Annotated in this window: 29 protein-coding genes; 15 read left to right on the forward strand and 14 right to left on the reverse strand. The window is 53.4% G+C overall.

Features of this window, described 5'->3' with window-relative positions; all coding sequences use genetic code 11:
- Positions 1–107: 107 nt before the first annotated feature.
- Positions 108–299 carry a hypothetical protein gene (locus Q3V30_RS20785; RefSeq protein WP_306209052.1) on the forward strand — a complete coding sequence of 64 codons (192 nt, stop codon included), beginning with the start codon at positions 108–110 and terminating at the stop codon, positions 297–299.
- A gap of 19 nt (positions 300–318) precedes the next feature.
- Here Q3V30_RS20785 and Q3V30_RS20790 read toward each other — a convergent pair whose 3' ends face one another.
- From Q3V30_RS20790 to Q3V30_RS20805, 4 genes are all read right to left on the reverse strand, one after another.
- Positions 319–678, reverse strand: a complete 360-nt coding sequence (locus tag Q3V30_RS20790) for a hypothetical protein (RefSeq protein ID WP_306209054.1) — start codon at positions 676–678, stop codon at positions 319–321.
- A 77-nt stretch (positions 679–755) separates the two neighbouring features.
- Complete coding sequence (locus Q3V30_RS20795) at positions 756–1,016, reverse strand: hypothetical protein (RefSeq protein WP_306209056.1); 261 nt, start codon at positions 1,014–1,016, stop codon at positions 756–758.
- 142 nt (positions 1,017–1,158) lie between these two features.
- Positions 1,159–1,422, reverse strand: coding sequence for a hypothetical protein (locus Q3V30_RS20800; protein WP_306209058.1), 264 nt, complete (start codon positions 1,420–1,422; stop codon positions 1,159–1,161).
- Between the two features lie 8 nt (positions 1,423–1,430).
- Positions 1,431–1,709 carry a Cox family DNA-binding protein gene (locus Q3V30_RS20805; protein ID WP_306209060.1) on the reverse strand — a complete coding sequence of 93 codons (279 nt, stop codon included), beginning with the start codon at positions 1,707–1,709 and terminating at the stop codon, positions 1,431–1,433.
- Positions 1,710–1,842: 133 nt separating this feature from the next.
- Here Q3V30_RS20805 and Q3V30_RS20810 point away from each other — a divergent pair, with 133 nt between their 5' ends.
- The 3 genes from Q3V30_RS20810 to Q3V30_RS20820 all read left to right on the forward strand — a co-directional run bounded on the left by Q3V30_RS20810 (position 1,843) and on the right by Q3V30_RS20820 (position 3,634).
- Complete coding sequence (locus Q3V30_RS20810; RefSeq protein WP_306209062.1) at positions 1,843–2,145, forward strand: helix-turn-helix domain-containing protein; 303 nt, start codon at positions 1,843–1,845, stop codon at positions 2,143–2,145.
- Between the two features lie 108 nt (positions 2,146–2,253).
- A complete protein-coding gene (locus tag Q3V30_RS20815; protein ID WP_306209064.1) occupies positions 2,254–2,553 on the forward strand; it encodes a helix-turn-helix transcriptional regulator in 300 nt (99 codons plus the stop codon).
- Between the two features lie 79 nt (positions 2,554–2,632).
- Positions 2,633–3,634, forward strand: coding sequence for a phage integrase (locus Q3V30_RS20820; protein ID WP_306209066.1), 1,002 nt, complete (start codon positions 2,633–2,635; stop codon positions 3,632–3,634).
- 173 nt (positions 3,635–3,807) lie between these two features.
- Here the strand turns inward: Q3V30_RS20820 and cpxP are convergent, their stop codons facing one another.
- Positions 3,808–4,317 carry a cell-envelope stress modulator CpxP gene (gene cpxP / locus Q3V30_RS20825; protein ID WP_306209068.1) on the reverse strand — a complete coding sequence of 170 codons (510 nt, stop codon included), beginning with the start codon at positions 4,315–4,317 and terminating at the stop codon, positions 3,808–3,810.
- 152 nt (positions 4,318–4,469) lie between these two features.
- On the opposite strand from cpxP, the gene cpxR reads away from it, so the two are divergent.
- The 3 genes from cpxR to trmL are packed head-to-tail and all read left to right on the forward strand — an operon-like array spanning position 4,470 to position 7,058.
- Entirely contained in the window at positions 4,470–5,168 is a 699-nt protein-coding gene (gene cpxR / locus Q3V30_RS20830; protein WP_306209070.1) for an envelope stress response regulator transcription factor CpxR, read from the forward strand.
- Positions 5,165–6,541, forward strand: a complete 1,377-nt coding sequence (gene cpxA, locus Q3V30_RS20835; protein WP_306209071.1) for an envelope stress sensor histidine kinase CpxA — start codon at positions 5,165–5,167, stop codon at positions 6,539–6,541. The genes cpxR and cpxA overlap by 4 nt, the downstream gene beginning before the upstream one ends.
- A 43-nt stretch (positions 6,542–6,584) precedes the next feature.
- On the forward strand, positions 6,585–7,058 hold the full coding sequence (gene trmL, locus Q3V30_RS20840; RefSeq protein WP_306209074.1) for a tRNA (uridine(34)/cytosine(34)/5-carboxymethylaminomethyluridine(34)-2'-O)-methyltransferase TrmL: 474 nt from the start codon (positions 6,585–6,587) through the stop codon (positions 7,056–7,058).
- A 3-nt stretch (positions 7,059–7,061) separates the two neighbouring features.
- On the opposite strand, the gene cysE is transcribed toward trmL, so the two are convergent.
- The 5 genes from cysE to Q3V30_RS20865 all read right to left on the reverse strand — a co-directional run bounded on the left by cysE (position 7,062) and on the right by Q3V30_RS20865 (position 10,178).
- Positions 7,062–7,883 carry a serine O-acetyltransferase gene (cysE, locus tag Q3V30_RS20845; protein WP_306209076.1) on the reverse strand — a complete coding sequence of 274 codons (822 nt, stop codon included), beginning with the start codon at positions 7,881–7,883 and terminating at the stop codon, positions 7,062–7,064.
- Between the two features lie 64 nt (positions 7,884–7,947).
- On the reverse strand, positions 7,948–8,967 hold the full coding sequence (gene gpsA, locus Q3V30_RS20850; RefSeq protein WP_306209077.1) for an NAD(P)H-dependent glycerol-3-phosphate dehydrogenase: 1,020 nt from the start codon (positions 8,965–8,967) through the stop codon (positions 7,948–7,950).
- Entirely contained in the window at positions 8,967–9,431 is a 465-nt protein-coding gene (gene secB, locus Q3V30_RS20855; RefSeq protein WP_306209079.1) for a protein-export chaperone SecB, read from the reverse strand. Before secB ends, gpsA begins: the two co-directional genes overlap by 1 nt.
- A gap of 49 nt (positions 9,432–9,480) precedes the next feature.
- Complete coding sequence (gene grxC / locus Q3V30_RS20860; RefSeq protein ID WP_306209081.1) at positions 9,481–9,732, reverse strand: glutaredoxin 3; 252 nt, start codon at positions 9,730–9,732, stop codon at positions 9,481–9,483.
- Between the two features lie 14 nt (positions 9,733–9,746).
- Positions 9,747–10,178 carry a rhodanese-like domain-containing protein gene (locus Q3V30_RS20865; RefSeq protein WP_306209083.1) on the reverse strand — a complete coding sequence of 144 codons (432 nt, stop codon included), beginning with the start codon at positions 10,176–10,178 and terminating at the stop codon, positions 9,747–9,749.
- A 328-nt stretch (positions 10,179–10,506) separates the two neighbouring features.
- On the opposite strand from Q3V30_RS20865, the gene envC reads away from it, so the two are divergent.
- The 4 genes from envC to Q3V30_RS20885 are packed head-to-tail and all read left to right on the forward strand — an operon-like array spanning position 10,507 to position 14,944.
- A complete protein-coding gene (gene envC / locus Q3V30_RS20870; protein ID WP_306209085.1) occupies positions 10,507–11,814 on the forward strand; it encodes a murein hydrolase activator EnvC in 1,308 nt (435 codons plus the stop codon).
- 3 nt (positions 11,815–11,817) lie between these two features.
- On the forward strand, positions 11,818–12,759 hold the full coding sequence (locus Q3V30_RS20875; protein ID WP_306209087.1) for a divergent polysaccharide deacetylase family protein: 942 nt from the start codon (positions 11,818–11,820) through the stop codon (positions 12,757–12,759).
- Positions 12,760–12,813: 54 nt separating this feature from the next.
- Positions 12,814–14,043: a glycosyltransferase gene (locus Q3V30_RS20880; RefSeq protein WP_306209089.1), complete on the forward strand. Its 1,230-nt coding sequence runs from the start codon at positions 12,814–12,816 to the stop codon at positions 14,041–14,043.
- Positions 14,036–14,944 (forward strand): hypothetical protein, encoded by a 909-nt coding sequence (locus Q3V30_RS20885; protein ID WP_306209091.1) that lies wholly within the window; start codon positions 14,036–14,038, stop codon positions 14,942–14,944. Before Q3V30_RS20880 ends, Q3V30_RS20885 begins: the two co-directional genes overlap by 8 nt.
- Positions 14,945–15,018: 74 nt before the next feature.
- On the opposite strand, the gene tdh is transcribed toward Q3V30_RS20885, so the two are convergent.
- Together tdh and Q3V30_RS20895 are read right to left on the reverse strand one after the other, a co-directional pair.
- The gene (gene tdh, locus Q3V30_RS20890; protein WP_306209093.1) at positions 15,019–16,047 is read right to left on the reverse strand and encodes an L-threonine 3-dehydrogenase; all 1,029 of its coding nucleotides are present in this window, start codon (positions 16,045–16,047) and stop codon (positions 15,019–15,021) included.
- An 11-nt stretch (positions 16,048–16,058) separates the two neighbouring features.
- Positions 16,059–17,255 (reverse strand): glycine C-acetyltransferase, encoded by a 1,197-nt coding sequence (locus tag Q3V30_RS20895; protein ID WP_306209096.1) that lies wholly within the window; start codon positions 17,253–17,255, stop codon positions 16,059–16,061.
- 231 nt (positions 17,256–17,486) lie between these two features.
- Here Q3V30_RS20895 and rfaD point away from each other — a divergent pair, with 231 nt between their 5' ends.
- Genes rfaD through Q3V30_RS20915 form a run of 4 tightly spaced genes read left to right on the forward strand, consistent with a single transcriptional unit; the run spans position 17,487 to position 21,387 of the window.
- Positions 17,487–18,419, forward strand: a complete 933-nt coding sequence (gene rfaD / locus Q3V30_RS20900; protein ID WP_306209098.1) for an ADP-glyceromanno-heptose 6-epimerase — start codon at positions 17,487–17,489, stop codon at positions 18,417–18,419.
- A gap of 12 nt (positions 18,420–18,431) precedes the next feature.
- Entirely contained in the window at positions 18,432–19,493 is a 1,062-nt protein-coding gene (gene rfaF / locus Q3V30_RS20905) for an ADP-heptose--LPS heptosyltransferase RfaF (RefSeq protein WP_306209100.1), read from the forward strand.
- The gene (rfaC, locus tag Q3V30_RS20910; RefSeq protein WP_306209102.1) at positions 19,481–20,470 is read left to right on the forward strand and encodes a lipopolysaccharide heptosyltransferase RfaC; all 990 of its coding nucleotides are present in this window, start codon (positions 19,481–19,483) and stop codon (positions 20,468–20,470) included. The genes rfaF and rfaC overlap by 13 nt, the downstream gene beginning before the upstream one ends.
- Positions 20,467–21,387, forward strand: a complete 921-nt coding sequence (locus tag Q3V30_RS20915) for a glycosyltransferase family 2 protein (protein WP_306209104.1) — start codon at positions 20,467–20,469, stop codon at positions 21,385–21,387. The genes rfaC and Q3V30_RS20915 overlap by 4 nt, the downstream gene beginning before the upstream one ends.
- Positions 21,388–21,402: 15 nt before the next feature.
- On the opposite strand, the gene Q3V30_RS20920 is transcribed toward Q3V30_RS20915, so the two are convergent.
- Entirely contained in the window at positions 21,403–22,656 is a 1,254-nt protein-coding gene (locus Q3V30_RS20920; protein WP_306209106.1) for an O-antigen ligase family protein, read from the reverse strand.
- A gap of 8 nt (positions 22,657–22,664) precedes the next feature.
- Positions 22,665–23,645, reverse strand: a complete 981-nt coding sequence (locus Q3V30_RS20925; RefSeq protein WP_306209108.1) for a polysaccharide deacetylase family protein — start codon at positions 23,643–23,645, stop codon at positions 22,665–22,667.
- Positions 23,646–23,838: the final 193 nt, after the last annotated feature.

Below are 23,838 nucleotides of genomic sequence, written 5' to 3' on the forward strand. Positions count from 1 at the left end.
ATAGGAGCCGGTTTTTAACCATGTCCGGCGCATGGTGTGTTATCTTCGCTTCGTTCGCCAACACGACCAAGAGCAGCGAACAAAACAGACCACACAAGGAGACCACTATGCGTAATATTCAACATGACCAAATTGTCTTGGCTAATCTTCAGGAAGTAATTGACTCCCTTCACAGTATCCCAGCACGTGTAGTAAATAGCCCTGTAGAACATGAAATCAGGGATAACATCGAAATAATAACGAGACTCTTCAATCAAAAATTTGGTGGCTCAGTAAGTCTTGATATTTCGTCTTTCTGACCCCTTGAGGATGGCGACACTAATCGCCATCCCTTCTGGTACCCAGCAACTGAATAACCTTAAAAACTGTTTCAACATCTGAGGCCCTAACGCATTCAACGCGGTTATCGCGGGCCCATTCATGTATCGCGGTACAGACCATATGACTTAGGTCTAAAATCTGACGGTGCTTTAATTTCTCTGTAACTCCTTTAAGAGAAGCGCCGGATTCATGAACGAACAAATTGGAAAACTTTCCATTAAACTTTGCATTGCTGCTTAATTTTTTCAGCTCATTCCGCAAATGTGCTTCATCCTCTGCACTTACATTCATCATTGAATAAACCAGAGTGCCGTGAGATTGCTTACCAATGCGCTGCCTTAATTTCATCTTGTTCATATGGCTCCCTATTTTCTTATCAGACACACCACTCGTGAATGATGCCTCGGATAGGCCCGGCGCTTAGCGCCGGATTATTACCAACTATTTGGAATAGGATGATTACCACCGTTACATTGTGCGATCAGCTGTTCAATACCCACCGACGAGTTTTCGTCAGCCGCAGCATTTGCAACAGTTAATAACCCTTCCAGACCGATGCTAAGGCGAAAAGCATAATCAGACTGAGATACTTCGCGAACCTGCGGAGCAACTGCGGTTGCAGCTTTTAAATTCATTACTTTTGTGTGATAGGCAAATAAAAGGTTATTAGCCAAAATTTTGTATTCTTCGCGCATGATATTCATTCCAGTTTAAAAAGCTATTTATTTTGCTGTGCGTTTATTTCTTATACGGCGGCAATGGTCACGGATCATTAGCTGTATTGATTCAATTATTCCGTAAGCCAGCACACCAAAAGAAATAACAAAAAAAACATCATCACTCGTCAGTGACTGAAACACTGGTCACCTCCGACGATGGCAAAAATCCGGAAAGTTTGTCCGTCCATTCCTGCTGAGCCGCGCATAAGGTATCAATGATTTTTACAGCTTCAGCCTGAGCGAAGTCCTGTCCGTAGTAGAGGCCATCTTTAGTCACCTGATAACGGTGATTGGGATAGGCCACCGATCTTGGCAGGCGCTGAATTGTGAATCCCCGATAAATGCTCACATGCTTTGTCATGCTAACGATTTGATGGCTCATGACAGACCTCAAATTCCAAGCCATAACAACCAAGCATCGCGTTGTTCGGTCGGTCGGCTGTAATATGCATCGCGCATAGCACGATTAAATTCAGGCAGATAGACCATTTTCTCACCTGCCCGGCCAGTTGGGTTTTCTGGATTACGCCACTCGATCAACGGCAGCTTGTTGCTTTCAGCCATTGCCTTAATGGCTGATACCGGCTTACCGATCATCTCGCTGAAGCGCTGAAAAGTTACAGCGTCGAGAGGGCTCTTAATCTCGGAAACATCACTAATTGTGCTCATCGTGTTAATCTCCTGTTTTAGGTTCCAACTGCTTCTAACTGCTTCCTACGGCTTCTAGCTGCTGTTGGTTTATATTTAATTGCATGGTGTCAAACTTGAGACCATGAAGGATAATAGGATCAGACTTGATACCATGTCAACGATCTATGGTAAAAAATTAAGATTAATCCGTATTGCAGAAGGATTAACACAGATGCAAATGCGTGACTTAACAGGCATAAGTCTTGGCTCAATAAAAGGTTATGAGACCGGAAGAGAAGTTGGATTAAGCATCATCGAACGGATTGTTTCCCATACGCTTTTTCAGAAATACACTCTCTGGTTAATGACAGGTGAAACGGCTGAAAAAGCAGGGCAAGTGGCACCAAAAGGAGCGGAAGAACTCATCGAATCAGAAGAGTCAAATGCAGTTGATGGGAAGCAACTTCGATACTGATAAAAATTAATTACCACGCTAACTAATTGAAGGATTCATAAATCCAGACGATAGATCCCCTGCCAATGAGCAGACTGGCTAATATTTTTTTGCCTATAGGGATTCGAAATGGAAAACGACTTTAGTTATAAATTGCGCGCTATAAGACTGGCGGAGGGCCTTACACAACCGGCTCTAAATAAAGTGACTGGCCTGCCGCTGAGTAGCATTAAAAACTATGAATCTGGCGGCAACATGGTAGGGCTGGAAACCGTAAAAAGAATCTTAACGGTCGAGCGTTTCCAGAAATACACCTTATGGTTGATGATTGGTAAAACCTCAGAGGCGGCCGGACAGATTTCCCCGCCTCTCGCGCACACTGGGCGCGCAAAAACAGAATCACCCCTATTAACAGACAGGGCTGGTTAGCGGTACATTCAGCCTGGCTGTTGAGTTCCGGCCCGACAGCAAACGAATATCTAACCCCATCAGTCAGGAGGGCTCAGCCATGAGCATTAAACTTCTTGATGATGGTCAGTACATGGTGGACATAAGACCGCGCGGCAGCGATGGAAAACGCATTCGGCGGAAATTCAGCAGGAAATCCGAAGCGAAAGCTTTCGAGTTACATACGCTAGCTAATATCGGGAAAAGGGAAGAATGGCAGGGAAAGAAAACAGACAGGCGGTCGCTCAGTGAGTTGATAGAAAATTGGTGGAATATTCATGGGGTGACGCTTGATACCGGTGTTATCGAACGCAGGCACCTTATCAAGACGATGAAACTGCTTGGCGATGTGCCAGTTCATACCCTAACAAAGAAATCACTTCTTCTGCACCGAACGGCACGACTCAGACAGGGAATTTCAGCAAGCACCATTAACCGGGATCTCTATCGCCTCTCTGGCATGTTTACCACGCTCATTAAGCTGGAAGAATTCCGGGGTGAAAATCCTGCTGCCGGCCTTCCCCCTTTGAAGCAGGATCAGCCAGATCTGGTTTATCTTGAACATACTGAGATCGCTGATCTGCTTTCAGTTACCAAGGGAGACGAGCATTTAATAACATTGCTTTGCCTGAGCACCGGCGCGCGATGGAGCGAGGCAGATAAACTGACGTCTTCGCAGGTCACAATGCGCCGCGTGAGATACCTGAATACCAAAAATGGCAAAAACCGCATCATCCCGATATCAGCGGAGCTTCAGGCTTTGTTGAAGGCTAAGGGGCCGGGGAAACTCTTTAAAGTGGATTATGAGAAGTACTGCGATCTACTGAGAGACGTTAAGCCGGATTTACCCAGGGGGCAGGCAACACACGTGCTGCGCCATACCTTTGCCAGCCATTTCATGATGAACGGGGGAAACATAATTACGCTGCGGGATATTTTGGGCCATGCCAGCATTGAACAGACAATGGTCTATGCGCATTTCGCACCAGACTTTCTTCAACATGCGGTGACTTTGAACCCTTTGAAAGGCGGGATTTCGTGTCCACAAAGTGTCCACAAATGACCATAACGCGTCCTTTTTCCAACTGCTTCTAACTGGCTCTAACTGCTTAACAGTATCTTATAAGCCATTATAAACACTGGGAAAATTCGCTAAGTTATTGAAAAAAAACCCCCTCATCATGAGGGGGGAAGACAGGGATGGTGTCTATGGCAAGGAAAAACAGGGATACTATGTTACTGGTTACTGCCGGTACTACTCACTGCCTGCAGCGATGAAGCCTGCTGCATGTTCGTTAGCTCGCGCATTTCATGCATGCGCTGCTGATGTTTCTCATTCAGAACGTCCTGCTGGGCGGGCGTTAACAGGTGATACATCTGGTTGCGCACCCGGGCCATCTCGACCTGCCGTGCCACTTCCGCCTGTGCAATCCTGTTTAACTGCGCTTTGTAGGACGTTTCATCAAATTTATCTGCAATAATCAGCTCGTGCAGTTGCTCTAAATCGTTAATACTTATAGGAGAACTTTCATGACGCGCCTGCTGCATCAGATCTCGCATTTGTTGACGCTGCTGTTCTGTGAGATTGATGCCATCAAACATGTGACTCTGCGGAATTTGCGCCATACTGCGTGGCGCCGCGTTGTCCTGATGCATCTCGTCAGTCGTCGTCACTTCTGCAGCCCATGCGGCGGAGAAACTGAGTATCAGCGCCGGAACCACAACGACGGCGGTAACTTTGCGCATCGTTAACTCCCAGGTTGGTTTCCACTTTTTGATTCAACGAGAGCCAGTCTACGGGGCCAGCTGCAAACATGCGTCAGGCGGTGTAAAACTACGTAAAGTCATGGAATGACAGCATTCGTTCACGCTATTTTGCCTGCGGAGGGCAATAAAAAATGAATAAAATCCTGTTGGTTGACGATGACCGCGAATTGACTTCGCTACTGAAAGAATTACTTGAGATGGAAGGGTTTGACGTACTGGTAGCCGGTGACGGTGAACAGGCTCTGGCCTTGTTAGATAACACTATCGACCTCTTGCTGCTGGACGTCATGATGCCGAAAAAAAATGGCATCGACACCCTGAAAGAGCTACGTCAGCAACATCAAACGCCGGTCATCATGCTGACAGCGCGCGGAAGCGAGTTAGATCGCGTTCTGGGGCTGGAACTGGGCGCAGATGACTACTTGCCTAAGCCGTTTAACGATCGCGAGCTGGTGGCCCGCATACGCGCTATTTTGCGGCGTTCAAACTGGAGTGAACAGCAACAGCAGCACGATAACAGTTCCCCTACGCTGGAAGTGGATCACCTGCGCCTGAATCCAGGGCGTCAGGAAGCGAGTTTTGAGGGTGTGGCGCTGGATTTAACCGGCACCGAATTTACCCTGCTTTATCTGCTTGCCCAGCACCTGGGACAGGTGGTCTCTCGTGAACATCTCAGTCAGGAAGTTCTTGGCAAACGCTTAACGCCGTTCGATCGCGCAATCGATATGCATATTTCAAACCTGCGCCGGAAACTGCCGGATCGGAAAGATGGTCATCCGTGGTTTAAAACGCTGCGTGGCCGTGGGTATCTGATGGTTTCCGCTACATGATCTCAAGCCTGACTACCCGCATCTTCGCCATATTCTGGCTCACCCTGGCACTGGTGTTGATGCTGGTTTTAATGGTGCCAAAGCTGGATACCCGCCAGATGACGCCGCTGCTGGATAATGAGCAGCGTCAGGGCACTATGATTGAACAGCACGTGGAAGCGGAGCTGACGCAGGATCCGCCCAATGACCTGATGTGGTGGCGACGGCTGTTTCGCGCTATCGACAAGTGGGCTCCTCCCGGCCAGCGGCTTTTGCTGGTGACCAGCGAGGGACGCGTCATTGGTGCGCAGCATAACGAAATGCAGGTGATCAGGAACTTTATCGGCCAGTCCGATAACGCCGATCATCCGCAGAAGAAGAAATATGGCCGTGTAGAGATGGTCGGCCCCTTCTCCGTTCGCGATGGAGAAGATAACTACCAGCTTTACCTGATTCGCCCGGCGGGCAGTTCGCAGCTGGACTTTATCAATCTGCTGTTCGACCGCCCGCTGCTGCTGCTGATCGTCACCATGCTCATCAGCTCTCCGCTGCTGCTCTGGCTAGCGTGGAGCCTGGCGAAGCCGGCGCGTAAACTCAAGCATGCCGCTGACGACGTCGCCGCCGGCAACCTGCGCCAGCGTCCTGAACTGGAAGCGGGGCCGCAGGAGTTTCTGGCTGCCGGAGCCAGCTTCAACCAGATGGTTAGCGCCCTGGAGAGAATGATGACCGGTCAGCAGCGCCTGCTCTCCGATATCTCCCATGAGCTCCGTACGCCGCTAACGCGCCTGCAGCTGGCGACCGCGCTGATGCGACGCCGGCAGGGTGAAGGCAAAGAGCTGCAGCGCATTGAGATGGAAGCGCAACGGCTGGATGGCATGATCAACGACCTGCTGGTGCTCTCACGCACGCAGCATAAAAATGCGCTGGTCAGCGAAGCCATGAAAGCCAACCAGCTCTGGTCGGGCGTGCTCGACGATGCGAAGTTTGAAGCTGAGCAGATGGGTAAAACGCTGGATGTTCCCTATCCACCGGGGCCCTGGCCGCTTTACGGTAACCCGAGCGCGCTGGACAGCGCCCTGGAAAATATCGTGCGCAACGCGCTACGCTACTCTTACTCGAAAATCGCCGTGAGTTTTTCGGTGGATAAACAGGGGATTACCATTCATGTGGATGATGATGGCCCGGGCGTAAGTGCTGAAGATCGCGAACAGATTTTCCGCCCCTTCTACCGCACCGATGAAGCCCGCGATCGCGAATCTGGCGGAACGGGCCTGGGGCTGGCGATTGTGGAAACGGCTATTCAGCAGCACCGTGGCTGGGTCAAGGCGGATGACAGCCCGCTGGGCGGCCTGCGTCTGACAATCTGGCTGCCGCTCTATTCCAGCAAAGCGTGATTATTTGCTATGCTTCGGCCCTCGCTAATGAGGGCCGTTGTCGATGTTGAATATCGTTCTGTTTGAACCTGAAATTCCCCCTAATACCGGAAATATTATCCGTCTTTGCGCCAATACGGGTTTCCAGCTCCATTTGATCCACCCGCTGGGCTTTACCTGGGACGATAAACGCCTGCGCCGGGCCGGGCTGGACTACCACGAATTCGCGGCGCTTAAGCACCATGATAATTACGCTGCCTTTCTGGCTGCGGAAGCGCCGCAGCGCCTGTTTGCGCTGACGACCAAAGGCACGCCTGCGCACAGCGCAGTGAGCTATCAGAAAGGGGATTATCTGGTATTTGGACCAGAGACCCGGGGCCTGCCCGCGGAGATCCTGAATGCATTACCTGCCGATCAAAAGATCCGTATTCCGATGCAGCCGGACAGCCGCAGCATGAACCTCTCTAACGCAGTTTCCGTGGTAGTGTATGAGGCGTGGCGCCAGCTGGGCTATGCTGGCGCAGTAGTGAAGGCGTAAAGGTCAGATACCGTCGCCAAACTCGAAGCCCGGCACCATGCCGTTGAAGTGCTGATCCATCTCCATGGAGGGCTTATCGCTGTTGGGTTTGCCCACGATGCGTGCGGGTACGCCAGCAGCGGTGGTGTGCGGAGGCACAGGCTGCAGCACAACCGAGCCTGCGCCAATTTTCGCTCCGCGACCCACTTCGATATTGCCGAGGATTTTCGCCCCGGCGCCAATCATCACCCCTTCGCGGATTTTCGGATGACGGTCGCCGCTGGTTTTGCCAGTCCCGCCCAGCGTTACCGACTGCAGAATAGAGACATCATCTTCGATCACTGCCGTTTCTCCCACCACAATCCCGGTGGCGTGATCCAACATAATGCCGCGGCCAATTGTGGCGGCAGGATGGATGTCGACGGCGAAAGAGACGGAAACTTCGTTTTGCAGATAAACAGCCAGCGCCCGGCGGCCCTGATTCCACAGCCAGTGGCCGATGCGGTAAGCCTGCAGGGCGTGGAAACCTTTGAGGTAGAGCAACGGAGTGGAGTATTTATCAATGGCCGGATCGCGCTGCCGCACGGCCTGGATGTCGCAGGCCGCAGACTGAATCATTGAGGGATCCTGGTTATAGGCTTCCTGCACAATTTCACGGATGGCGATAGCGGGCATGATCGGATTGGCCAGCTTATTGGCGAGCATATAGCTCAGCGCGCTTCCCAGATCGTCATGCTTCAGCAGCGTCGCGTGGTAAAAACTGGCCAGCATCGGTTCGCAGTCAGCCAGCGCCCGCGCTTCCGCTTTGATATAATCCCAGACCAGTTCAGGTTCTACACACGGCATTGCTCTCTCCCCATCAAAAAAAACGCGCGGGCATCCGCGCGCTATATCACTGCGCTTCCCTTTCTCAGCCGATGCTGTTTTCGTCTTTCCTTGTACGCCCAAGCAAGCTCAATGCTGCCTCTCGCGCATTTTTTTCGCAATACAGAACCTGATATATTTGCTCGGTTATCGGCATCTCTACGCCGCAGCGCGCGGCCAGCGCCTTCACCTCTTTGGTATTTCGGAAACCTTCCACCACCTGACCGATGGTGGTTTGCGCGGCTTCCACGTCAATCCCCTGTCCCAGCATCATGCCGAAACGGCGATTGCGTGACTGATTATCGGTACAGGTCAGCACCAGATCCCCTAACCCGGCCATTCCCATAAAGGTGGTGGGGTCAGCGCCAAGGGCGGAACCCAGGCGGCTCATCTCCGCCAGGCCACGGGTAATCAATGCCGTACGGGCGTTGGCGCCAAAGCCGATCCCATCTGAAATGCCGGCACCAATAGCGATGACGTTTTTCACCGCCCCGCCAAGCTGCACGCCAATAAAGTCCGGGTTGTTATAAACGCGGAAACTCTTGCCGCAGTGCAGCAAGCTTTGCAGATCGTTGGCAAACGTCGTCTCGGTGGCCGCCAGCGCAATGGCCGTAGGCAGACCGGCGGCTAACTCTTTAGCAAACGTAGGGCCCGAGATCACCGCAAGGGGGATCTCTGGTCCCAGAATTTCGCGCGCCACATCCTGCAGCAGCCGCCCCGTTTCTTTCTCAAGACCTTTAGTGGCCCAGACGATGCGGGAGTCAGCGCGAAGATGCGGTTTGATTTGCTGTAAAACATCACCGAATACATGGCTGGGAACCACCACCAGCAGATCGCGACTGGCGGCAATGGCGGTAGCGAGATCGGTTTCAAGGCTCAGCGAATCAGGAAAAGGAACATCGGGCAGGAATGCCGCATTGCAGCGGTCAGCCTGAAGCTGTGCCTGATGGTGTGGGTTATGCCCCCACAGCACCACGTTGTGCCCGTTACGGGCCAGCGTGATGGCTAAGGCGGTGCCGTAAGATCCGGCACCGAGGACGCTCATTGAGGCGTTAACGTGAGGCATTATGCATCCTGCTGAGGAGCGGCGCCTTCGTTTGACTGCTGAAGATAGTTCATGAACAGCGCGTCAAAGTTCACCGGAGCCAGGTTAAGCTGCGGGAAGGTACCGCGAGAAACCAGGCTGGTGATGCACTCGCGAGCATACGGGAACAGGATGTTCGGGCAGTATGCACCCAGGCAATGCGCCATCTGGTTTCCGTCGATACCAGAGATAGAGAAGATACCGGCCTGCTGAACTTCACACAGGAAAGCGGTCTCTTCACCCACGGTTGCCGTCACGGTTACGCGCAGCACCACTTCGTAGATATCATCTGCCAGCTGGCTGGAGGCAGTATCCAGATCCAGTTTCACTTCCGGTTCCCACTCTTTCTGGAAAACCTGAGGCGCGTTAGGGGCTTCAAAAGAGATGTCCTTGGTATAAATACGCTGGATCTGGAAAGCCATCTCGGTGTTGTTTTGCTCTGACATGTACGTAATCCTATGGGTTAATAATCCGTTATTGCGCCACTCGCCCGTCTTATTTTACTAGCGGGTCGAGGCCTTGTCGGCCATCGAGCGCGAACAGGTCGTCGCAGCCACCAATGTGCTGCGAATCAATAAAAATCTGGGGAACGGTGGTACGACCGCTGCGTGTGATCATTTCGTCGCGCTTATCAGCATCGCCATCGATAGCGATTTCCTGATAACCGATGCCTTTCTGGTCCAGCAGCGCTTTTGCCCGATGGCAGAAAGGACAGGTTGCTTTAGTGTAGATCTCAACGTTTGCCATACCAGTCTCCACGTTTATTTACCACGCACCAGCGGCAGGTTTTCACCACTCCAGCCTGATACGCCATCTTTCAATACATAGACGTTCTCAAAACCCGCCGCGTTAAGCTGGCCTGCTGGCTCTGCTGCGGAGGTGCCGTTGGCGCAAACCACAATGATCGGCTGCGCTTTATATTTCTCTAATTCGCCAAAGCTGCCTTTTTTGATATCCGCTGCCAGAACGTTAATGGCATTAGAGATATGGCCTTTACGGTAGTCATCACGCCCACGCACATCAACCACTACGGCTTCTTCTTTATTAATCAGACGGGTTGCTTCCCCCCGGCTGATTGTTTTTACTTTTGAGAACATGCCCTTAACGGTGGTCACGATCACTAAAACCAACAGGACAACCCACGCCAGACTAAGAATGGTATGGCTGCCTGCGAACTGCATAATATCTTGCATGAGGGGTAACAACTCCCGAAAGGGTTAATAAGCGAAAACAAGGCTTCTGAGTATACCTGCCAGTGCTGCCATGTACAGTCGTGAAGCGGCCAGAGTTGCGTTTTCTGAGGCAGATTCCAAAAAAAAATTACCTTAAGTGTAAAAGCCCGTGTCAGCGTGCGACTGCTTTAATCCTGAGCGCTCATTTGTTGTGCAAATGCCCCCTTTTTTTGCCTGCTGATAATGCTCTGCCGTGAGGCGTTACCGGCCAGGCTGTCACCACTGGAAATGGAAAACCCCGGACAGATCGCTGGTAAGCTGCTGTTCATCGTGGAATAATCTGCCTCCTATGAGGGAAAAAGCGACAGTTTCATATTTACGAACCCAGGGTAACGGATCGGCCACAGGCGTTCTGTTGCGATCCCGCGCGTTCACCTTGTCTGCCAGCGTGCTTTGCGCTGGCCTTTTGCTGTCGCCTTTTGCCAGCTCAGCCGCAGACGACAATAAATCACAGCTTTCCAGCCTGCAGCAGGATATTGCCGCAAAAGAGAAACGCGTTCTGCAACAAAAGCAGCAGCGCAGCGCCCTGCTTGCACAGCTTACCAGTCAGGAAAAAATCATTGCTCAGGCCAGCCGTCAGCTGCGTGAAACGCAAATAGTGCTGACCGGGCTGAATAAAGAGATCGCGGGCCTGACCGCTTCTATCGCTAAACTGCAGGCTCAGCAGGAGAGCCAGGAGACACTGCTGGCAGAACAGCTTGATGCCGCGTTCCGTCAGGGACAGCACAGCGGCGTTCAGCTGATCCTGAGCGGCGAAGAGAGCCAGCGCAGCGAGCGCATTCTGGCCTACTTTGGCTACCTTAATGATGCCCGCCAGAAATCCATAGACGATCTGAAAAAGACCCGCAGCGATCTCTCCGCGCAGAAAGCCTCTCTGGTAGATAAACAGGCTCAGCAAAAATCGCTGCTTGAACAGCAACAGGCGCAGCAGCAAAAGCTGGAAGGGGCGCGTGTAGCGCGCAAGAAAACGCTGACCACGCTGGAATCTTCGCTGGAAAAAGATCAGGCGCAGCTGGTTGAAATGCGCGAGAACGAGAGCCGCCTGCGGGACAAAATTGCCAAAGCGGAGCGTGAAGCGCGGGCCAGAGCAGAGAAAGAGGCCCGCGAAGCCGAACGTGTTCGCCAGCGTCAGGCACAAGCTAAAAGTAAGGGCACCACCTATAAACCGACTGAGGGCGAGCGCTCTTTAATGTCGCGTACAGGTGGCCTGGGACGCCCTTCCGGGCAGGCACGATGGCCGGTACGAGGCACTATTGAACATCGCTTTGGCGAACAGCTGCAGGGCGAACTCCGCTGGAAAGGGCTGGTTATTGATGCGCCTGAAGGCACCGAAGTGAAAGCCATTGCCGATGGCCGGGTTCTGATGGCTGACTGGCTACAGGGTTACGGTCTGGTGGTGGTGGTGGAGCACGGTAAAGGGGATATGAGCCTCTACGGCTACAACCAAAGTGCACTGGTGAGCGTGGGAAGCCAGGTCAAGGCAGGAGAGCCAATCGCCCTGGTGGGGACCAGCGGCGGCCGGGGCACGCCTTCACTCTACTTCGAAATCCGACGCCAGGGACAGGCCGTCAATCCACTACCGTGGTTGGGAAAATAACTTTTGTTACAGCTTCGCAAAATCAGCGGCGTGCTGGCGGGCCTGCTGATGGCCTGTTCGGCACACGCAGGCAAACTCTCTATCGTCATTGATGATTTTGGCTATCGCCCCGCGCAGGAAAATCAGGTGCTGCAGATGCCAGCAACGATCTCTGTCGCCGTGCTCCCTAACGCGCCCCACGCGCGTGAAATGGCCACCAAAGCGCATCAGCGCGGGCATGAGGTACTTATCCATCTGCCTATGGCGCCGCTCAGCAAACAGCCGCTGGAGAAAGACACCCTGCGTCCTGATATGTCCAGTGCAGAAATTGAGCGCATCATCCGGGAGGCAGTAGCGGATGTGCCCTATGCTGTTGGGCTGAATAACCATATGGGCAGCGCTATGACTTCCAGCCTCCCCGGAATGCAAAAAGTGATGCAGGTTCTGAATCACTACAATTTCTACTTCCTGGACAGCATGACCATTGGCAACAGCCAGTCGACTCGCGCGGCTGACGGTACCAGCGTCAAAGTGATCAAACGCCGCGTCTTCCTGGACGACACGCAGAACGAAGCGGATATCCGCAAACAGTTTACTCGCGCCGTGCGCCTGGCGCAGCGGGACGGTTCAGCTATCGCCATTGGTCACCCTCATCCGACAACGGTGCGGGTTTTACAGCAGATGCTGCCAACGCTCCCGGCGGATATCACGCTGGTTCGCCCCAGCCAGTTGCTGAACGAGCCGCAAAACAGCAGTCACAGACCGCTGCCTGGCGGGAATCCGCTCCCCGCTGCTAAGCCACGTAATCCCTTCCATGGCGTGAAGAGCTGCCCGGTTACGCTGCAGCCCGTTCCGGCAACCCGTGCGTTAGGCGTGGTGGCGGACAGCATTGGCAACAGCGCCGGTATGCGTTATATCGAAACAAACTTCAGCGGGTTGACGCTCAGTCTCGGCTCCCAACCTTAATCTTTTTGCCTCGCCCCTGACTCCGTTGGGGGCGTAATCACTTGAGTTGGCCGCATGGCAGATCAGCGTAGAAAAATTCTGTTACTGGATACCGGCAATGAGTGGGGTGGCGGCACCAACAGTATGTTGGAGCTGCTTAAGCGTATCGATCGCACCCGGTTCGACATCCGCTGCTGCTTTTACCATAACTACCGGCGCGGCAAAGGCGACTCTATAGGTCAGGTACTGGAATCGCTGGGTATCCCGGTCATTTTTATCAACCAGCGCAAACAGCCACGCTGGGCCAAAATCACTAAAGAACTGCTGCGATCGCTGGTGTTCTTCAGCCGTTCCCTGCGCCAGAAAACCACCCGTTGGGTCGATATGCGCTGGCGGATCCAGCCCAATGCCAGGCAAATTCGTCAGGCTCTTGCCGACAGCGATCTGCTCTATATGAATAATCAACCCGGCTCTAATGCGGAAGGCTACCTGGCCGCAGCCGGTTTGCCTGTGACGGTAGTGCAGCATTGCCGCATTGAGCCGGTTCTGAACCGCGATCTGGTTGCCATTGTGAATCAGCGGGCAGATGCCATTATCGCCGTTTCTGACGGTGTACGTAACGTACTGGTCGCCAATGGGGTGAAGCCTGAAAAATGCTTCACCGTGTTTAATGCCATTGATATCTGGCAACCTCTGCCAGCGCGCGCCGAAATGCGTCAGCAACTGCTACAGGTCAGCGAAGAGTGTTTTGTGTTCGGCAGTATCGGCTCCCTGATCCCCCGTAAATCTAACCACCATATTTTGCAGGCGCTGGAGAAGTTCGCCGCTGAATTTCCGCAGGCCGACTGGCGCATGGTGATCCTGGGCGAAGGTCCGGAAGAGGCGGCGCTCAGGCGTCAGGCTGTCCAGGCAGGCATTGCCGACCGCCTGATGTTTACCGGTTTTCGCGCTAATGCGCTCGACTACCTTGCCGCCTTTGATGTGTTTATTCTGGCCTCTAAAAGTGAAGGCCTGCCGCGTGTGGTGCTGGAAGCGATGCTGTTGAATACCGCGGTGATTGGCTCGAACGTCACCGGCACGGCTGAACTTATCGCGCACGACAAAACGGGGTTACTGTTTAATTATGGCGACACCCAGGCGCTGTTTGAGCAGATGAAAACGCTCTATCTGGATGCCGGTAAACGCACAGCGTTGTTGCAGCAGGCTAACGCTAACGTGAAAGCGCACTATGCTATTGAACATTATGTCGCTGGCGTGGAAACTATTTTGAAAAATGCGTCCCATGGAAACTCATCGCATGTTTGAATTTTTAAAACCTCAATTTCGCTATATTCGCTCACGCCACAACCTCCCTTATCAGCAGAAAGAGGTGCAGGGCAGCGTTCCGGTCACCTCGGTGGTGATCCCCTGCACGGGCGCAGATTTTGTTGAAGAGGCCCGGCTCAGCGCGCTTTTTGCTTCCCGCTTTGCCCCACAGGCTGAAGAGATTGTGATTGTTTCTGACCAGCCTGAAGCGCAGTTCGGTGAGCTTCCTGCCAGGACCCGCGTGGTCACGCTGGACGTGCCGCTGCGCGAAGAGAGCTACCGCTATAAGCAGATTTACCGTAGCCGTTTAATCAAGCTCCAGGCGCCGTTGCAGGCCCGCACGGAGGGAATATTGATGATCGATTCCGATCTCAACCTGCTGCAAATGCCTGAAATTAATATGCATGACGGACATATTTATTCCAGTTTCCGTCAGGGCAAGATGATAGCCAAGCTGGCAAAAGCGCCGGAACAGAATCGGCCTGCTTATTATCGCAACAGCGTCCGGCCCTACATCGTGGATCACGTCAACGGTGCGTTTCTGGCCGCAACGCGAAAAACCTGGAGCCGCATCTGTCCGTTGTGGCTGACGCTTTTTCAGGATACCTGGGAATTGATGGATGATTCACAGCCTCCAACCGATCAGCTGCCGCTGGCGGCGCTGCTGGATATGCTGGATCTGAAAACGGTGAATCTTGGCGACTGGATGAACTGGCCAGTTTCGAAAAAGATCGGCGGCAGCACGGCTGCGATCCCCAAAGAAGTGGTTGGCGCTCATGGTGGCTTTCCTCTTGCCGAATGGCAGAAATACCTTGAATCGCCTGATGCACCTTTGACCTTTAAGGGTCAGGACTACACCCGTAAAGTCCGTTATCTGACGGATGCTGAAAAGCAGCAGTAAATGCAGCAGGGTTGGCCTCCATGCTGCCCCTGTTATCAGCAGTGCAGAGCCGGTTTTCACACCGGCTCTGACGTTCAGCTCCAGTCCAGGATCACCTTGCCCGACTGCCCGGAACGCATCTGATCAAAGCCAGCCTGAAAATCATCAATCCCGTAGCGATGGGTAATAATTGGCGTAATGTCCAGCCCTGACTGGATCAGCGCCGCCATTTTATACCAGGTCTCGAACATTTCCCGTCCATAAATGCCTTTGATAAACAGCCCTTTGAAAATGACCTGATTCCAGTCAATGGACATCTCTGACGGCGGAATACCCAGCAGTGCAATCCGTCCACCATGATTCATGACGCTGAGCAGGCTGCGAAAGGCCGCTGGCGCGCCCGACATCTCCAGCCCGACGTCGAAACCTTCCGTCATCCCCAGCTCCTGCATGACCCCAGCCAGATCCTCACGGCTGACGTTCACCGCCCGCGTTACGCCCGCTTTCCGAGCCAGATCGAGGCGATAATCGTTAATATCAGTAATCACCACATGCCTGGCCCCCACGTGACGGCAGATGGCTGCCGCCATAATGCCAATCGGCCCGGCGCCTGAAATCAGCACATCCTCACCGACTAAGTCGAAGGATAAAGCGGTATGCACCGCGTTGCCAAAGGGATCAAATATCGCTGCCAGCTCATCGGAAATATTGTCCGGGATGCGGAATGCATTAAACGCCGGGATCACCAGATACTCTGCAAAGCATCCCTGGCGATTAACGCCAACGCCCACGGTATTACGGCAAAGATGCGTTCTTCCCGCACGACAGTTTCGGCAATGCCCACAGGTGATATGCCCTTCGCCCGAAACGCGATCCCCCAGCGAAAACCCCTTTACCTCCTCTCCCATACCTACGACCTCGCCGACATATTCATGCCCGGTGATCATCGGGACGGGAATGGTTTTCTGCGACCACTCATCCCAGTTATAAATGTGCACGTCTGTGCCGCAGATAGCCGTTTTACGGATTTTAATCAGCAGATCGTTATGGCCTGGCTCCGGAACTGGCGCATCGTTGATCAGCCAAATCCCCTCTTCCGCCCGCAGTTTTGCTAACGCTTTCATTACCGCTCCTGTCAGGCGATCACGCCAAGTTGTTTGCCGATTCGGGTGAACGCATCGATTGCATGCACCAGCTGCTCGTGGCTGTGCCCCGCAGAAATCTGCGTGCGGATACGCGCCTGATTTTTTGGCACCACCGGATAGAAGAAACCGGTCACAAATATGCCTTCCTGCTGAAGCAGGCGGGAAAACTCCTGTGCGACCCGGGCATCACCCAGCATCACCGGGATAATGGCGTGATCGGCCCCGGCCAGGGTAAAGCCCGCTTTGCTCATCTCAGTACGGAAGAACCTTACGTTCTCCCACAGCCGCTGACGCAGGCCGTCTCCCTCAGTCAGCATATCTAAAACGCGCAGTGACGCCGCGACGATAGCCGGTGCCAGTGAGTTGGAGAAAAGATAGGGGCGTGACCGCTGGCGAAGCCATTCAATCACCTCCTTTTTTCCTGCCGTGTAGCCGCCGGAAGCCCCGCCCAGCGCTTTACCCAGCGTGCCGGTAATAATGTCGACCCGCCCCATCACTTCACAATACTCATGGGTTCCACGGCCGCCCGCGCCGACGAAGCCCACGGCATGAGAATCATCCACCATCACCAGCGCCCCATAGCGGTCCGCCAGATCGCAAATCCCTTTGAGATTGGCAATCACGCCATCCATCGAGAAAACGCCATCGGTAGCGATCATGATATGCCTTGCGCCCGCTGCTCTGGCCTCTTCCAGTCTTGCCTCAAGCTCAGCCATATCGTTGTTGGCATAGCGGTAGCGCTTCGCTTTGCAAAGCCTGACGCCATCAATAATCGAGGCATGATTCAGCGCATCGGAAATCACGGCATCTTCCACGCCCAGCAGCGTTTCGAACAGGCCTCCGTTGGCATCAAAACAGGAGGAGTAGAGAATGGCATCTTCCATATGAAGAAACTCTGCCAGCTTCTGCTCCAGCAGCTTGTGGCTGTCCTGGGTACCGCAGATGAACCGTACCGACGCCATCCCAAAACCGTGGCTCTCCATGCCCTCTTTTGCGGCGGCAATCAGCGCGGGGTGATTAGCCAGGCCAAGGTAGTTATTGGCGCAGAAATTGATCGCATGGCCGCCGCTCTCAAGGGCGATATCGGCCTGCTGAGCAGAAGTGATCAGGCGCTCTGTTTTGAACAATCCTTCCTCTTCAACCTCGCGCAGTTGTTGCGTAAGCTGCTGATAAAATGGCAATGACATTTTCATACTCCGGGACAGGCTGAATAGCGGAATATCTTACTGAAGGGAACGGAAAGGGACGAGGATACAGATCGTGTAGTGTGATTATTGCAGCATAATTAACGCGCTTTTTTGCGAATTACATTCCGTTACGGAGTCATCTGGCTGCCTGCTACCAGATGAGATGTTATGATAAGAGGCATTAGCGTGTGAAACCTCCCGTTTCACCCTCCTCTTTAAAGGTTAATGCTCATGATTATCGTCACCGGCGGCGCAGGATTTATTGGCAGCAACATTATCAAAGCGCTGAATGACAAAGGCCATACTGACATTCTGGTGGTCGACAACCTGAAAGACGGCACCAAATTTGCCAATCTGGTGGATTTAGATATCGCCGATTATATGGATAAAGAAGACTTTCTGATCAGCATCCTGGCGGATGAAGATCTCGGCGATATCGAAGCGATCTTCCACGAAGGCGCCTGTTCATCCACTACCGAGTGGGATGGCAAGTACATGATGGATAACAACTATCAGTACTCCAAAGAGCTGCTGCACTATTGCCTTGAGCACGAAATCCCGTTCCTGTACGCCTCCTCTGCTGCTACCTACGGCGGTCGTAACGACAATTTCATCGAAGAGCGTCAGTATGAAGAGCCGCTGAACGTTTACGGCTACTCCAAAATGCTGTTTGACCACTATGTGCGTCAGATCCTGCCAGAGGCGGGCTCGCAGGTGTGTGGTTTCCGTTACTTCAACGTCTATGGTCCCCGTGAAGGGCATAAAGGCAGCATGGCCAGCGTGGCTTTCCATCTCAACACCCAGTTGAATAATGGCGAGAACCCGAAGCTGTTTGAAGGCAGCGACGGCTTCAAGCGCGACTTTATCTACGTTGAGGATGTCGCTGCCGTTAACCTGTGGTTCTGGGAAAACAACGTTTCCGGCATCTTTAACTGCGGTACAGGTCGCGCGGAATCCTTCCAGGAAGTGGCTGACGCCGCCCTCAAATTCCATCAGAGAGGGGAAATCGAATACATTCCTTTCCCGGAAAAACTCAAAGGCCGTTATCAGGCTTATACCCTGGCCGATCAGACCAAACTCCGTGCCGCCGGCTATGACAAACCGTTCAAAACGGTGGCAGAAGGCGTAGCGGAATATATGGCATGGCTGAACCGTAACGCGTAACGGGACACGGCAATGAAAATTCTGGTAATCGGCCCCTCCTGGGTTGGCGATATGATGATGTCGCAGAGTCTCTATCGCACGCTGAAGGCCGCAGAACCTGACGCCGTGATTGATGTGATGGCGCCCGCGTGGTGCCGTCCTCTGCTGTCGCGTATGCCTGAAGTCAATGAAGCGCTGGCGATGCCGCTTGGGCACGGCGCGCTGCAGCTGGGCGAACGGCGGCGTTTGGGCAAGGCGCTGCGCAGTAAGGGGTACGACAGAGCTTATGTTCTGCCGAACTCCTTTAAGTCCGCGCTGGTGCCCTTTTTTGCCGATATCAAAACGCGCACCGGCTGGCGGGGCGAGATGCGCTACGGCCTGCTGAATGACGTGCGGGTGCTGGACAAAGCCGCCTGGCCGCTGATGGTCGAACGCTATGTGGCGCTGGCTTATGACAAGCAGCGTTTTGCCCGCGCAGCAGATCTCCCTCAGCCGCTACTGTGGCCAAAGTTACAGGTTGCAGAAGAAGAGAAGCTGGTCGTTGCGAAAGCGTTTGGTTTGTCTGAACAATGGCCGGTTATCGGTTTCTGCCCTGGCGCAGAATTCGGTCCCGCTAAACGCTGGCCGCATTATCATTATGCCGCCCTGGCGCAGCAGCTGATCGACAACGGCTATCAGATTGCCCTGTTCGGTTCGGCAAAGGACAAAGAGACGGGCGAACAGATCCTGCAAAGCCTGCATCCAGAGTCACGCGCGCAGTGCCGCAATCTGGCGGGGGAAACACAGCTGGAACAGGCTGTCATCCTGCTGGCGCACTGCCGTGCCGTGGTGAGTAACGATTCTGGCCTGATGCATATCGCTGCGGCGCTGGACCGTCCGCTGGTTGCGCTTTATGGCCCCAGCAGCCCTGACTTTACGCCACCGCTGTCGGAGAAAGCGCGCGTTATCCGCCTGATCACCGGTTATCACAAGGTGCGTAAAGGCGAGGCAGCAGAGGGCTACCATCAGAGCCTGATAGATATTAAACCTGAGCGCGTGATTGCCGAGCTGAACACCCTGTTGGGTGAAAGCCAGGAGAAACCATGCACGTCCTGATTGTTAAAACCTCATCAATGGGCGATGTGTTACACACGCTGCCTGCGCTGACCGATGCGATGAGAGCTATTCCCGGCATCCGTTTCGACTGGGTGGTTGAAGAGGGATTTGCACAGATCCCCGCCTGGCATCCCGCTGTGGCAAGAGTCATTCCCGTAGCTATCCGCCGCTGGCGTAAGCACTGGTTTGGCAGTGAAGTTCGGGAGGAGCGTTTTCTGTTTAAACGCGATGTGCAGTCCACCCCGTATGATCTGGTGATCGATGCACAGGGCCTGATCAAAAGCGCCGCGCTGGTTACCCGTATCGCCAAAGGCGAGAAGCACGGGCAGGACAGCCGCAGCGCCAGAGAGCCTTTTGCCAGCTGGTGGTACGATAAACGCCATGAGATCAGCAAAAAGCAGCATGCTGTAGAGCGGACGCGCGAACTGTTTGCAAAAAGCCTGGGTTATCCTCTGCCCGAAAGCGAAGGTGACTACGCTATTGCTCAACATTTTCAGCGCGAATCGCCAGCGGACGCAGGCAGGTATCTGGTCTTCCTGCATGCCACCACGCGGGATGCCAAGCACTGGCCGGAGAGCCACTGGCGTGAGCTGATTGGTCTGCTGGCAAAGAGTGGCGTGAAGATAAAGCTGCCCTGGGGTGCTGAACATGAACATCAGCGCGCCATCAGGCTGGCAGAAGGCTTCGAGTTTGTTGAAGTCCTGCCCAAACTGACCCTGGAGCAGGTTGCCCGGACACTGGCAGGCGCACTGGCCGTGGTGTCGGTGGATACCGGCCTGAGCCATCTCACCGCCGCGCTGGATCGCCCTAATATTACCCTTTATGGCCCAACCGATCCGGGGCTGATAGGCGGATATGGCAAAAATCAGTGCGTGCTGCGTCCTGAGCAGGGAAATAATATGGCGGATATCACTCCTCAACATGTGATGGCGCAGCTCCAGCCGTTACTGACTCCCCCGGCGGTTATCAGCGAATGAACGCATCCTGCCAGCTAAGCATTTTGATTGCTGCTCACAACAGCGAGCGTTTTCTTGCTGCCACGCTGGAGAGCATTATCGCCTCACTGGGGAAGTCGCTGGAGAAGGCGGAGATTATCATCATCAATGATGCCTCAACCGACAGTACCCAGGCGATCATCGATAACTATGCCCGGCGGCTCCCCCGGCTCAGCCACGTTTACGCCACGCACCGCAATGTAGGAAAAGCGCGTAATCACGCGGTGCAGCTGGCCTCAGGGGACTATATCCTGATGGTGGACAGTGACGATCGGCTTCTGCCCGGCGCGCTGCATGAAAGGCTCGATACCCTGAGCGTTCACAAGCCGGGCATCCTTCTCAGCAAAATTATTGAAGTCCGTGAGCATACGCCGGAGCCACGGTGGCAGAGCGCCGAGCCTGAGGAACTGACCCAGCATCAGGCCATTGAACGCTTTCTGATCCACCGGGATTATCAGGCACATTTCATCGGCCAGTTTTTCTCGCGCGCTCTGCTGCAGGCGCACGCGTTTCCCGATTTTATCTGTTATGAGGATACCTGGCTGTTTCCACTGTTGCTGACGCAAAGCCAGAAAACGCTGTTTTCCGATCGCGGTTTTTATCTCTATCGCAAGCATGCCACCAGCCTTTCATCCGCGATTGACGAGCCGAAAATTGCCTGTCTGATCGCCGCCACGCAGCAGATGGACAGGGTCCTGCCTGCGCATTTTTCACCGCTTATCACCTGCCACTGGATCGATATCGCCAATCGCTATCATGACGCTTTGCGCGGAACAGAGCAGGGTGCGATTGTCAGGGAACGCATCGGCCAGACGAACCTGATTCAGTTTCTTCTGCACCGAAAGGTCAGGTTAAGCTACAAACGAAAAATGCTGAAGGTACGTAAACGGGGCCTTTGAAGACCCCGGAGGGTGTCAGTCTGGCTGGCTTCTGACCGGGGCTATTTTCAGCGTGTTCAACATCTCGCACACCAGCAGCATCAGCGCCACACACACGGTCAGTTCACGGCTAATGAATACCACATCGGTTAACCCACTCACGACGATGCCCAGCATCACCGCCAGCAGCATGGCATTACGCGTACGGCAGGCATACACAATCAGCGCGATATAAAAGAGCAGGATCACTAACGCTCCCTGGATGCCCTGTAACGTGGCGCTCTCCAGCAGCTCATTATGCAAATGCACTTTTTCATACATCAGAGAGATTTTTTCCTGATGACGGGTTTTAACATAGTGCTGGAAGCAGGCGGTACGATCCTCAGACTTCATGCCCAATGGCTCTTCGCTGAGACAATATGCGCCGACTTTCCACATCGACAGCCGCGAGGTTAGTGAACCAAACTTATTGCCGTCCGAGCTGACATAGGTGTTGTACTCCTTTATCGTGGCATTCAGTTTAGGCTCAATCATCGGTTTATAACTTAAACCGACCACAACGGCTAACGCTGCCAGCACCGCAAGGAGTGATTTCCAGCCAAAGTGGCGGAACTGCAGCAGACCAACAACGAGGATAATAAGCGGCCAGGCGGCCATCATATTTCGGGTGCCGGTCTGCACAAGGATGAAATAGGAGAGACAAAAAACCAGCAGGCAGAGCAGAATATTTGCAACGGTATGCTTTTCGGAGGCGAGTAAAAACAGCACCATCGTGGAGAGCATAGCGTAGCCATAGGCTGAGATTGTTGCGCGATCCAGCGCAAATACCACCCGATGCATATCGCTGAAATACTGGTAGAAACCAAAAAGAGTGGCGGCAACAAAGGCCAGTATTAAACCATTACGCAGTAGCCAGAAGCTCTTTAGCGAATGTTTTTTCATTTGTGAAAACAGCCAGTAACCGACAACGCAGGCCAGTAAAAGGCGTTTTCCTGAGTTCAGATAATCGTTGAAAGGGTTGTAATGGCTGTCACCGAGGTACTCCCAGTAAAACCAGATCACTTTGCTTAACCCTACCGCCGCTAACAGACCAATAAACCAAAGTCTTGATTTATCGCAGGTTTTCCAGTCTGACAAAATCCCGGCCAGCGAGAAATAAAAGGTCCAGTAAAAAAGCACCTTGGCCCCTTTTACATCAATAAAGGTCACCATAATCGTTAACAGCGTAGCGGCCAACGCCAGGAAATAGAACGCTGACCGAAAATCCATCTTCTTGATACCGATCGTCATTTTTACTCTCATCCAATACTTGGGGAATTTTGGCGCACTTTGGTTGCCGCATATTCTGCCAGCGTCATGCCGACCGTACGGCTCTGCAACCAGCTAAACAGCTGCTCAAGATCGCTGTAGAGACGATCGATATCCGCTTCATTTTTAAACGTCGGGCTGCCGTCAGGCATGAATTCGGAGGAGTGAAGCATAAACTCAACATAGTCCGCTCCGCCTGCCAGCGTTTTTTCCGCCACCCCAATCATTTGTTGCACGTTGCCTCCGGTGGGACGAAGCCAGTGAACTGAAGGCGAGCGTTGCTTACCACGGAGTTTGTCATATCCCTGCTTCAGGCTGTTCATCAAACCTGAGTGCTTGTACTGGATGGTCATCGGCACTTCGAGCAGCGGCGAATCTCCTTCACGGGAAATATCCTCCACGTTAAGGAAATAGGCGTGCTCAGGGAAATGGGTATAATTTGTCCCGCCTTTACCCTGAGGCGCGCCCGGTGAAAACTGCCAGTTCACGCGCGGCGTGACGGAGCAGTCCACCTTGTAGCCGAATTCAATCAGCAACTTAGCGTAGCGCTCATCAAAGGCCCAGCGACCGGCGCGGTGACTCACCATTTTGGTCTGGAAGGTCTCTTCCAGCAGCTGCGTCATATACGCAATCTTCCTGCGCATCTCCTCAACCGGGTATTCGATCAGATAGGGCTGAAACTGCCAGTCATCGCTGGTCAGTTGATAGTCCGGCGGGCTGTACCAGGCGTGGAGGTGCATTCCCACCTCTCCCTGACGACGGGCAATCACGTCACGGGCAAACGCCTGATAGACCGGATCGACAGCCATCTCATAATTGGTCAGCCAGGTAGGCTTAAAAGCATATTTTTCGCAAAGTTGCTGGAATCGTGCGAGATAACCCGCATTTTTAGTCGTAACCTGTCCGGTACGATTACGCCAAAGGTTGTCACCTTCCGTATCAATGGTGATTAAGAATGCTGGTTTGTTCATGCCGGGTAGAGGCTCCTGATAGGCTCAGGGCTATGTTACGCAGCAGCCCTGTGAGACGCAAAGAGATTTACCGCAGGCCAGCAGGGTCCGATTCAGCTGTGGCACTCTTGCAGTTAATTTTCTAAGATAACGGCAGCTAATAGAAACAGCACAATAAGTTAGCGCATATCAGCGCCCTGATTTTCGCAGGTGG

It is taken from the genome of Erwinia pyri (genome assembly GCF_030758455.1).
GTDB classification, from domain to species: Bacteria; Pseudomonadota; Gammaproteobacteria; order Enterobacterales; family Enterobacteriaceae; genus Erwinia; species Erwinia pyri.